This window comes from Algoriphagus sp. UBA3586 (assembly GCF_002376385.1).
Lineage (GTDB): Bacteria > Bacteroidota > Bacteroidia > Cytophagales > Cyclobacteriaceae > Algoriphagus > Algoriphagus ornithinivorans.
Genome location: NZ_DFMT01000022.1, coordinates 19,267 through 29,535 on the forward strand (window position 1 = coordinate 19,267; position 10,269 = coordinate 29,535).

General features: G+C 34.5%; 11 protein-coding genes. All 11 read left to right on the plus strand.

The window, feature by feature from the left end; translation table 11 throughout:
• Positions 1-694: 694 nt before the first annotated feature.
• The 11 genes from B2906_RS07690 to B2906_RS07740 all read left to right on the plus strand — a co-directional run bounded on the left by B2906_RS07690 (position 695) and on the right by B2906_RS07740 (position 10,175).
• Positions 695-1,144: an Hsp20/alpha crystallin family protein gene (locus tag B2906_RS07690; RefSeq protein WP_130274511.1), complete on the plus strand. Its 450-nt coding sequence runs from the start codon at positions 695-697 to the stop codon at positions 1,142-1,144.
• Positions 1,145-1,273: 129 nt separating this feature from the next.
• Positions 1,274-1,660: an Hsp20/alpha crystallin family protein gene (locus B2906_RS07695; RefSeq protein WP_219957997.1), complete on the plus strand. Its 387-nt coding sequence runs from the start codon at positions 1,274-1,276 to the stop codon at positions 1,658-1,660.
• Between the two features lie 46 nt (positions 1,661-1,706).
• The gene (locus tag B2906_RS07700; protein ID WP_219957996.1) at positions 1,707-1,910 is read left to right on the plus strand and encodes a hypothetical protein; all 204 of its coding nucleotides are present in this window, start codon (positions 1,707-1,709) and stop codon (positions 1,908-1,910) included.
• A gap of 82 nt (positions 1,911-1,992) precedes the next feature.
• The gene (locus tag B2906_RS07705; RefSeq protein WP_219957995.1) at positions 1,993-3,519 is read left to right on the plus strand and encodes a Do family serine endopeptidase; all 1,527 of its coding nucleotides are present in this window, start codon (positions 1,993-1,995) and stop codon (positions 3,517-3,519) included.
• Between the two features lie 162 nt (positions 3,520-3,681).
• Positions 3,682-4,944, plus strand: a complete 1,263-nt coding sequence (locus tag B2906_RS07710) for a hypothetical protein (RefSeq protein WP_286937043.1) — start codon at positions 3,682-3,684, stop codon at positions 4,942-4,944.
• A gap of 9 nt (positions 4,945-4,953) precedes the next feature.
• Positions 4,954-5,175, plus strand: a complete 222-nt coding sequence (locus B2906_RS07715; RefSeq protein WP_286937054.1) for a hypothetical protein — start codon at positions 4,954-4,956, stop codon at positions 5,173-5,175.
• 11 nt (positions 5,176-5,186) lie between these two features.
• Positions 5,187-5,813 carry a hypothetical protein gene (locus B2906_RS07720; protein ID WP_286937057.1) on the plus strand — a complete coding sequence of 209 codons (627 nt, stop codon included), beginning with the start codon at positions 5,187-5,189 and terminating at the stop codon, positions 5,811-5,813.
• Between the two features lie 193 nt (positions 5,814-6,006).
• On the plus strand, positions 6,007-6,975 hold the full coding sequence (locus B2906_RS07725; protein WP_286937058.1) for a restriction endonuclease: 969 nt from the start codon (positions 6,007-6,009) through the stop codon (positions 6,973-6,975).
• Complete coding sequence (locus B2906_RS07730; protein WP_286937061.1) at positions 6,962-7,567, plus strand: hypothetical protein; 606 nt, start codon at positions 6,962-6,964, stop codon at positions 7,565-7,567. The genes B2906_RS07725 and B2906_RS07730 overlap by 14 nt, the downstream gene beginning before the upstream one ends.
• Positions 7,545-9,551, plus strand: coding sequence for an AAA family ATPase (locus tag B2906_RS07735; RefSeq protein ID WP_286937063.1), 2,007 nt, complete (start codon positions 7,545-7,547; stop codon positions 9,549-9,551). The genes B2906_RS07730 and B2906_RS07735 overlap by 23 nt, the downstream gene beginning before the upstream one ends.
• Before the next feature lie 165 nt (positions 9,552-9,716).
• On the plus strand, positions 9,717-10,175 hold the full coding sequence (locus tag B2906_RS07740; RefSeq protein WP_286937077.1) for a hypothetical protein: 459 nt from the start codon (positions 9,717-9,719) through the stop codon (positions 10,173-10,175).
• Positions 10,176-10,269 lie beyond the last annotated feature (94 nt).

Sequence of the window (10,269 nt, forward strand, 5' to 3'; positions counted from 1 at the left end):
AGTAATTGTGTAATTGATTAATCGAGTAATTGAAGGGGATCGTTGTTTTGTTTTGCCGACACTTCATTATTCATCATTCGATGTTCGATGTTCTATATTTTTTCAAGTTTGACAAGGGTGTCTTCATAAATTATCCTTTTGATCTCCCGCAAAAGGATAGAAAAGGCAAAGGGTTTATAAAGCTATGTTTTTTATCTTTTGTGTTATTCAACCTTTGAGGTTTTTTAAACCTCGAAGGTTTCATTGCCCCCTTTTATTTTTTAAAGGTAGTATTTCTCCTCTTGCATTAATTAGTTGAAATGACGTTCTTAGTCAAAGAAATGAGGTAAGGATTTTCAGACTGAAATATCCGACAGTAAGCGTTTGCAGTCGTTTGCTGTCGGATAAATGGTCAAATTAGCCTGGAAAGGAAGTTTTTAAAAATAAGTCGATACGTACATAACCGATATACACGAAACTGGGGAGGGGGGTTAGATTTATAGGGACGTTGTAGGCAATTTTCAAAAGAAGGTATGTACCACAATGCCCCACCTATTGGCAGGATTAATTGAATAAATATGTCATAATGACGGTTATTTTTTAGGTTTTATCCTTATTTAGGACAAAATGTCATTCAATTCTTATTGGTACATCAGTTGTAAGTCGTAAAAGTGTTTTGATGTTCATTTATGTTTAACCTTAAATATTTACAACTATGGCAATTGTAAAGTATGATTCAAACCGTGCATTCCCTGCTTTTAGCAGCTTGTTCGATGACTTCTTCAATACCGAATTCGGTAATTGGAGACATAACAACTTTTCAGCTACCAACACTACACTTCCTGCCGTAAACATCAAGGAAGACAATGATGGCTTCTTGGTTGAAATGGCAGCACCAGGTATGGAAAAAGCCGATTTCAAAATTAATTTGGAAAATAATGTACTAACTATTTCTTCTGAAAAGCAAGAAGAGCAAAAAGAAGAACAAGATAAGTACACTCGTAGAGAATTTGCTTATCGTGCTTTCCAACGTTCTTTCACCTTGCCTGATAGTGCAGATAGTGAAAAAATCGAAGCCAAGTACGAAAACGGTGTGTTGCAAGTGAATATTCCTAAGAAAGAGGAAGCGAAACCGCAACCACCTAAGCTAATTGAAATTTCATAATCAATTTTACTTCGATGGGTGGTGTACAACCGCCACCCTTCTCTACTTTAGTGTTGAACCTTTAAACAACTTATTCTTATGGACTTAGTTAAATGGACAAAAAATATAAAACCAAAATTCCCCAAGGTTGTGGAGAATTTCTTTGGTAAGATTATGGGTCAAGGTAGTGCTGAACACGAAGAAGTGGCGACCTTACCTTCGGTAAACATCAGTGATGAAAACAAGGCTTTTGAAGTGGCAGTAGCTGTTCCCGGACTTGACAAAAAAGATATTAAAGTTGAAGTTCAAGACGGGTACCTAAAAATTTCATCGGAAAAACAGTACGAAAAAGAGGAAAAAGATAAGAACTGGATGCGTAGAGAATTTGGCTATGCCAGTTTCCAGCGAGTTTTTCAACTTCCGCAGGGTGCTGACCCTGAGCAAGTACAGGCAAAAATGGAAAACGGAGTGTTGAATATCCGTTTGGGCAAAAAGGCGGGTTACGAAAAATTGACCAGAGCCATTGAGGTGAAGTAAAACACTCTATTTGTTTGATGTTGAACCATAAAAAAAGGAGGTAACTATGGATAAATTAGCACTTGGCTTATCAGCTATCACCCTAATTTATGGCTGTCTTCTTTATTTGAGTTTCAACTTCCGAGAGGTGATGAATTGGTTGGGTAAGCGCAGCTTGAGTACAATTCCTGTGAGAGAAAAAGCGACCGTTAAACGGGTGTCAAACCAGACTGATGCAGCTTACAAAGCATCAGACCGAATGGCAGCCTAGGTAAAAGTGGGAGTAGTAGCCTTTAGGCTCTCTCCCCTGCTTTTCATTTTAACTTATGTTTCACTTTTAAATCGAAAAGACTATGAAAGACTATGGAATTTCTGCATTGGTAGCCTTAGTCGTTTCTTTTGGGGTGTTCTTTGCTGTTCCTCAATTTACTGACTTTGGCAAAAGTGTTAAAATAGAACACGTTTCGGGCACCCCTGCTCAAGGTGCGCTTTATACTGCCGATGAAAACGGCAATATGATACCGGTAGATTTTACACAATTGGCAGAGAAAGCAATGGATGCTGTGGTACATATTAAATCAACCCAAATACAGCAATATACCAATAGCAATAATTCTTACCAGTACCGTGAACTGCCCGACCCATTTAAAGAGTTTTTCGGTGGGGATGATTTTTTTGAGCAATTCTTTGGTCCACGCAGATATTACCAAACTCCACAACCGAGAGAGCCACAGGCAAGGGTAGGTACTGGTTCAGGCGTAATTATCAATAGTGAAGGCTATATTGTTACTAACAACCACGTAATTGCCAATGCTGACGATATTGAAGTTACGCTTCACGATAACCGCACCTTCAAGGCTAATGTGGTAGGTACTGACCCTTCCACAGACCTTGCCTTGCTTCAAATAAAAGCCAGCGGATTAAGTACCTTGCCGTTGGTCAATTCTGATGATGTGAAAGTAGGAGAGTGGGTACTTGCTGTGGGTAACCCCTTTAACCTTAACTCTACCGTAACAGCGGGCATTGTTAGTGCAAAATCACGTAATATCAATATTTTACGGGAGCAGTTTGCCGTAGAATCGTTTATTCAAACCGATGCGGCTATCAACCCGGGTAATAGCGGAGGTGCTTTGATTAACCTGAGTGGAGGATTGATTGGCATCAATACTGCTATTGCCAGTCCAACAGGTGCTTATGCGGGTTATGGCTTTGCTGTGCCTTCCAACATCGTAAACAAAGTAGTAGAAGACTTTTTAAAGTACGGAATGGTACAACGTGGTTTCTTAGGGATTACTATTCGTGGGGTAGATGCTACGTTAATAAAAGAGAAAGAGTTGGAGGTAGAAACTGGTGTATATGTAGACAGTTTGGGTCAAAATAGTGCCGCCAAAGAAGCAGGCATTAAAGAGGGCGATGTAATTGTGGAAATTGACGGTAAGAAAGTAAATACTACCTCTGAACTACAAGAAGTGGTGGCAAGCCATCGACCTGGCGATAAATTAGAGGTAAAAGTGAACCGCAAGGGGAAAGAAGTGGTGAGTCAGGTAGTGTTACGCAATCGTGAAGGTGAAACGGACTTCCTCGACAAAGCCCGAACCACTATATTTAATAATTTAGGCGCACAATTTGAAGATCTGGACAAGAAAACCGCCAAAAAACTCAACATTGACGGAGGAGTAAAAGTAAGTAAGCTTTTTGCTGGCAAGCTCAAACGCAATACAGCCATCAAAGAAGGTTTTATCATCACTAAAATAGATGGTCGGGTCATCAAGTCGGTCGATGATTTGGAAACAGCACTAAAGGATAAGAAAGGCGGTGTACTGATTGAAGGAGTTTATGAAGATTTTCCAGGTACCCACTATTATGCACTTGGGTTATAAAAAAAGCCTACAACATTGTGTATAAGCAATAGCGGTTCAGGTGCAAACTTGAGCCGTTTTTGCGTTTAATTAAGTATCTTGCTATCTGACAGTTTAGTGGATATAAATCCGCTACTGCTCATACACGAGACCGTTATGGTGCATTTTAAAGAAACATCAATCATGAAAAGAACATTAACAATAGTAATTTTTCTAGGGCTTTTATGGAATGAATCAAGCTCGCAAACAATTCATGTTGGCCAAGATGGAGAACAGATTAAACAAATAATTGAATTAACTACCAGAAGTCATAATAGGGCAGATAGCTATGGAAATCGGGCAAGTTCAAGAGCTGTATGGGATGTTAAATATCAAAATGGTCAAGTTTCCGAGGTGATTCAATGCTATTACAACCAATACTTGGTTGATTTTCAAATAATTGCGGATTATTGCAAATATTATGTAATGAATAACGGTAAGTTATCATACATTCTCACCCAATATGAAAATGTTTCCTTGAGTGATTTGAGAAAACATTTTAATAATTCTTATAAAGAAAGAAAAGTTGAGGACTATTATTTTTCAGAAGATTTTCGGTATTATTCTAAATTATATCTTCATCAAAATGGGTTGGCAACAGTAGAATGGAGAATAAATAACCCCTTAAACCTTCCTTCAAGTGTTAAAGAAAATCTAGAAAGAAAAACAAAAGCTTTAGAACAAGAACAAAGAAGATACGAAGAAGCAGAAAAATTAAGGTTAATTAAAGAAAATGAAATTAAATCTAAAATATATGACCTTCAGGAATATTCACCCAATCAATACAAGCAAACTCTTTTAACTCAAAAAGGTGCAATTTTGAATTTTTTCAAAAACACCGATAACTTTCCTTCTTACGAATCTTTTTTAAAGGAAAAAACCAAATATAAAAGATTCACTAATGTTTACAATGTTAATTATAGATTGATAGACAATAGAACAGAAAGTCAGAATTACGGGTCAGCTATAGTTTTAGGATCCGGCAGTATTAAATCGGAAATGAATGCTACTCTTGTTTCCGGAACCGACAAAGATTTAAGACTCTTAAGAAGTGCGTCAATTATGATCCCAAGGATTTACATAGAGGGTGTTGAGGTTATGACAGAAGCAACAATTAATAATTTGAATGTTGATTTTACCAGAGGACTTACAGAAATTAAAATAAATAACGGTGATGTTAAATTTAAGAAGTACTCGCCTGAAGAAGATCTTCAGAATGTAATAGCAAATAAAATTAAAGAAGAATCAAATGGGAGATTTCTTGTAAAATATGAAGTTTCAGAAATTATGGGTGAAAGAGAAGTTAAAGTAGAAACTGAAAAAATTGCTCGTAAAGGAATTAAAGTACTTAATACAGTAGGGGGTATTGCTGTACTTGGTGCATTGCTATATTTTGGGTCAAATTAAATACAAGTCATGATAACAACAATAATTAATTTGAATGGGAAATATGACGAATATCAAATTCGTGCAATTATTCCAAACCTACTCTTGAAAAATGAAGCACAATTAAATAATAATGCTGTACGCACAAGAAATGACTTTGAAATTATTGACATTAAAATAAACAGAATTGCAGAGGAAGAATTTCAAATAGAAGTCCTTTGGAATCTTAAACAAAAGAAACGTAACAAATAATCTATTCTAAAATGAAAAAACACTCACTTATCGCATTTTTATGTTTTTTGATGATTTCGAACGCAAATTCTCAAGAAATAAAGGAGTTTTTTATACCAAATTCTCCTAGTAACAAGACTACATTCTATACTCCAAATAAAGCTGGATCTAGGACAGAAATGACAAGGACTATTTATTACATTAATAAAGGTGCTTCTTATGAATTAATCGACGCTCAAATGTTTGGTTCTAGCCCATCATCTATTCTCAGAAAAAGGGTTGAGTTTTCAAATAATGAAGTAAAGATGACATCATCTGTTTCCACAACTTTATCAGAAACAAAGAAAGAAAGAATTCACAATCCGGCATCAGTACTACTTAAAATTCCATCTAAGGGGCAAAAATTGACATGGTCATTTAAGGATATCTCCGGTGATTTGACTAAATGTGTCTCGTTCTGGGATATTGAAAAAATTGATGGAAAAGATGTTGAAGTTATCAAAGTAGAACAAAAAGTTGAAGGATTAGAAAGTGTTAGTAAAATTGAAACTTATGTTAAAGGTATTGGTCTTTGGAGAACAGAATTAAAAGGCTCTGATGGTAAAATTCAAGTGTTCGACAAATTTGACAAATTAGGGTTTGATTCAAATGCCAAATAATAAAGAAAAACGCACCATAACACCACCTTGGATACAGCGGGCGGTTTAGAGTAAATATAAAGTTCACTATCTTAAAGAAGTTAGGAGTAGGCAGGAAGAGAACGTCTCCGAATGCCCGCCGTCTCCAAGCTGAATCCCGTTGGTGGCAAGTGTAAAAGACGACAGTGTAACAAATAACATACAGATAAAATAAATGGCAATTACAGGAAGTGACTTTGAAAAATTAGTTAAACCATTCTTCAAAAAAATATTTGAAGAAATGGGCTTCCTTGTATTGCAAGTCCGCAAACAAGATTCAGGTGACCAAAATGGTTTTGATATTAGTGTTCTTTTTTTAGATGATGACGAGCAAGAAAGAGAATTTTTTATTGAATGTAAATACTACACAACGGCTAAACTTGATTGGGCAGACATCTTTAATAAACAACTTCAACTAGAAGCTTCAAGTCATAACCCGACAGCCTTTATAGCTCTTTCACCTTTAAGAGATTTAAGCAATATCGACCACAACATACAATCTAAAGTTACTAGACAGTTCAAATACCCTGTTGACTTTTGGACACCTGATAAAGAGATTGAAAAACTATTCGCACTTGACACTGACGTTTACAAAAAGGTTTTTGACAAAACCACTTGTGATATATCATTTGACAGAGAAACTGAAATAAAGAGAATCAAAGCCATTGTAAACAATCTAATACAAAAAAAGGAAACATTACGATTTGCAGATATTATTTCAATTCAAGACACAGATTCAGACCCCATTGAAAACCCAAAACTAAAAACAACGCTAGATGAAAAGTTGAATTCAGTTTTAAGCGATGATGACGAACACAGAATTAGATACCATAGATTGAGAGCAAACTACAAAGTTTTTGTCGATGGCTTAACCGATTTAAATCCTAGTCTTAGGTCAAATATTTTAAATTGGGAAAGTAATTTAAGATTAAAGGCTGACAGATTAACAAACAACTTCAATATTGATGATACATATACACCAAGTAAATTTTTTCACGACTTTTTTCACGAAGCGGAAAAAGAAATTTTGACTTTCTATAAAGACTTTGAACTTAAAGGTGACAAAGAAAAATTTTTACACGGAGTTGTGTTTGAATTAGCAGCACAATGCCCACTAGATTGGAGAAAGAATGGAACAGTTTAATCATTTAATAAAGTCAATCACCGATAAAGGTCTTAAACCAAATATTAATTTGGACAGACCAACTTATATACAACCCGAAGACAGGATTCAATTTAGGTCAACAAGAATCCTCATTATTCTTGGTATGCTTAATAATAAATTTGGTTTGAGTAAAAACGTGATTGCTTGCATTGACTTTCTGTTACGGAACGAAGCATTTCAAGCAAAATTTATTGTGGAATACTTTAATGGACAAAAAAATGTTTTAACCAAACTAAGCCAATTCAAAACTAAATCGCAGGTTGAAATTGATTTCAATATAGTTCAATATAAAAGCGTTCCTTGGGATATAAGATTTAACGATATGTTTTTATACCTATACGTTAGAGACTTAATCACGTATAAAGCAGATGAAAATGACAAAAATATCAGAATTCAGTTAACCGAAACAGGTAAAGGATTTTACGAAAAAATAAAGGATGTATTTCCTGCTGAAATTAATTTCTTGGAACTATTCGGAAGTCGTCTTGTAGAAGATAGAGCCATAAACATAATTACAGAAGTCATCCCAAATTCATATTGGAAACAGAATGTCGAAACTGATAATAAATAAATTAACATATACTATCATCACCCAAGATGATATGAAGTATGGGGCGACTATTCCATTTAAAAATGGATTGAATATTATCTATGGCCCGAATTCAGTTGGAAAAACAAGTATCATCACAGGTATTATATACGGCTTAGGAGCTGAAAAGGGACTAGGTATTTTTAAGACAATTCAAAATCCTTTCAAACCTGAATTCTACAACTCAATCGATGGAAAAAATATCAAGACTTCATATTTACTTCTTGAAATTTCAAACGGAGAAAAAACAGTAACAATATTTCGCTACATTAAAGGTGATGAACTTCACCTTGCAGCTGTCAAAAATTGTTCCGCTGATGAGTTTTTCAAGACAGAAGAAGTTACAAAGCTAATCGTATCGGGTGAAGGTGTCTTTTCAGAAAATGGATTCCAAAATTTTCTATTCAATTTTATTGGATTGAAACAGGTTGAATTACCAACTTATGACAATAAACTTTCTAAACTCTACTTTGAGAATATTTTGCCTCTATTCTTTGTAGAACAGCGAGCCGGTTGGTCACAAATTCAAGCAAGACAAGTTACCAGATACAATATTAAGGATGTCAAGAAAGTTGCCTTTGAATATGTTTTTGGACTTGACAGATTTAATCTACATCTAACTGTAATTAAGGTAAAGGAACTTGAAACGAGAATTAAAAAGTTCAAAGATGAATTATATCAAAAGGAAGAAAACCTTTTAATAATCGCAAATGCAGAAAAATCTGAAGACATTCCAATTGTAAATACAAACTCAATTGGAAAGACAAGCATTTATGACTACATAAAATATTTACAGGAAAAATATAAAGCTGAATCTGAATTTATCAATCAGCTTTCTAGTCAAAATAAGGAGTATGAAGAAAGCAATGAAAAATTAAGAGACAGTTTAAAAACATTAGACTATCAATATAGAAAAGCTTCCGAAAAAGTTGAGAAAATATCAATTGAAATATCAGGATATGAAAGCTATATAGACAGAATTACTGCTAACAAATATAAGAACAAGCAGCTTAAGAAAATTAAGGAGCTTTCTACTGATTTAAACATTAAAACCTGCCCTGTTTGTGAAGCTAAATTGCAAACGAAACAAGACGATGAATGTATTCTGTGTCATTCTGAATTATCGAAAAAAATTTCAACTCCTGAACAAAATTTAGCCTTTCTAGAAGATGAAGAAAACACCTTTAAAAAAGTAATAAAACAGAGAATTTTAGACAGAAGAAAAATTCTTGAGCAAAGAAATGTGATAAGCGACAAGATTAAGGAGTATGAAAGTCAACTTGAGCATCAAACTAAAACTTTTGCAGGTAAGGAATTCGCAGAATTAAGAAAAAGAATTTTAGATGCTGATTCCACCCATAAAGAAATGGAGAAGTATTCGAGAATTGCCCAAAGATGGGAAGACCTAAAACCATTAAGACGAGACATCACTATATCAAGTATAGAATTAGAAAAACTAAACGAAGAAGTATCGCAGTATAAGCAAACAACTAATGACGAAGCTATCATAAATTCAATAACAAAATATGTTCAGTCTAATGTTACAAGCCTAGGTTTATTCAAAGGAAATCAGACTTTAATTAGAAGTATTAAAGTAGATGGTAATGACAATTACACTCCATATCTTGACAACTATGATATTTATAATATTTCAAGTTCAAGCGATAACATCAGAATCATATTGAGCTATTATTTATCGCTTCTTCAAACTTCAATAAAATTCAAAAATTTAGACTCGATAAACTTTCCCAATGTTCTAATCCTTGACGAACCTAAACAACAGAATTTGGACAACGATTCACTTATTGACTGTGTAAGTGTTATTGAAAACATTTCATCAGATGATGCACAGGTCATATTGACAACTTATAGTGAACTTGAAAGCGACAGACAAAAGTTTGAAAAACATATAATTTATGAAATGAAAAACAAGACTGACTATCTTTTAAAACGACTAACGAAATGAGAACACCAGCCACCAACAGGCGTTTGGCTCAATGGCGGGTGACGTGGTTAATTGAACATTCTACCTCGCATCAACATTTGTGGTGTATTGACAGTTTTGAGCTCCGAAATCCGCCACTGCGCCAAGCGCCAAAACGTTGTAGCACATTTGAGAGAACCCGACAGGATGTTAAATAGAATTAAGTACACATCAAAAATACTTGCAACAAATTGGGTTCATTTTGTGGGTTTTTATGTGACCACATATTTAAGTCTGATATTTTTCAAACTAATTGGACTTGAAGGTTCTGAAAATGAAGATTGGACGGTAGTTCTGTTTTTAAGTCTATTGACAATTCCACTTTTGTTTTTCGTATATGGATTAAGGATTATTGGTGGCTTTCTTGCTGCCATTATTATTCTTGACATAGTAGGCTTTAACTTAAAACCTGACAGAATTAGACTGATTTTATTCCTCGAATGGCTATTAATAATACCACCTTTTATCAATTGGGCATTTGAGTATGAATATTGGCTTTGGATAACTTTAAGCATTTCATTCTTTATAACACAGTTATTCAGAGAAAAGAAAATTACCAAAAGAATTAACCGCAATCTTGCCGCAAGTGCACACGCAAATGAATAATAAACTAAAAATAGCGACAGGACTTCTTTCACTTGGACTTTTAGCGACTTTAATTTATAAGTTGACTGATGTTGTAAGCTTCCCCAAAAATAGG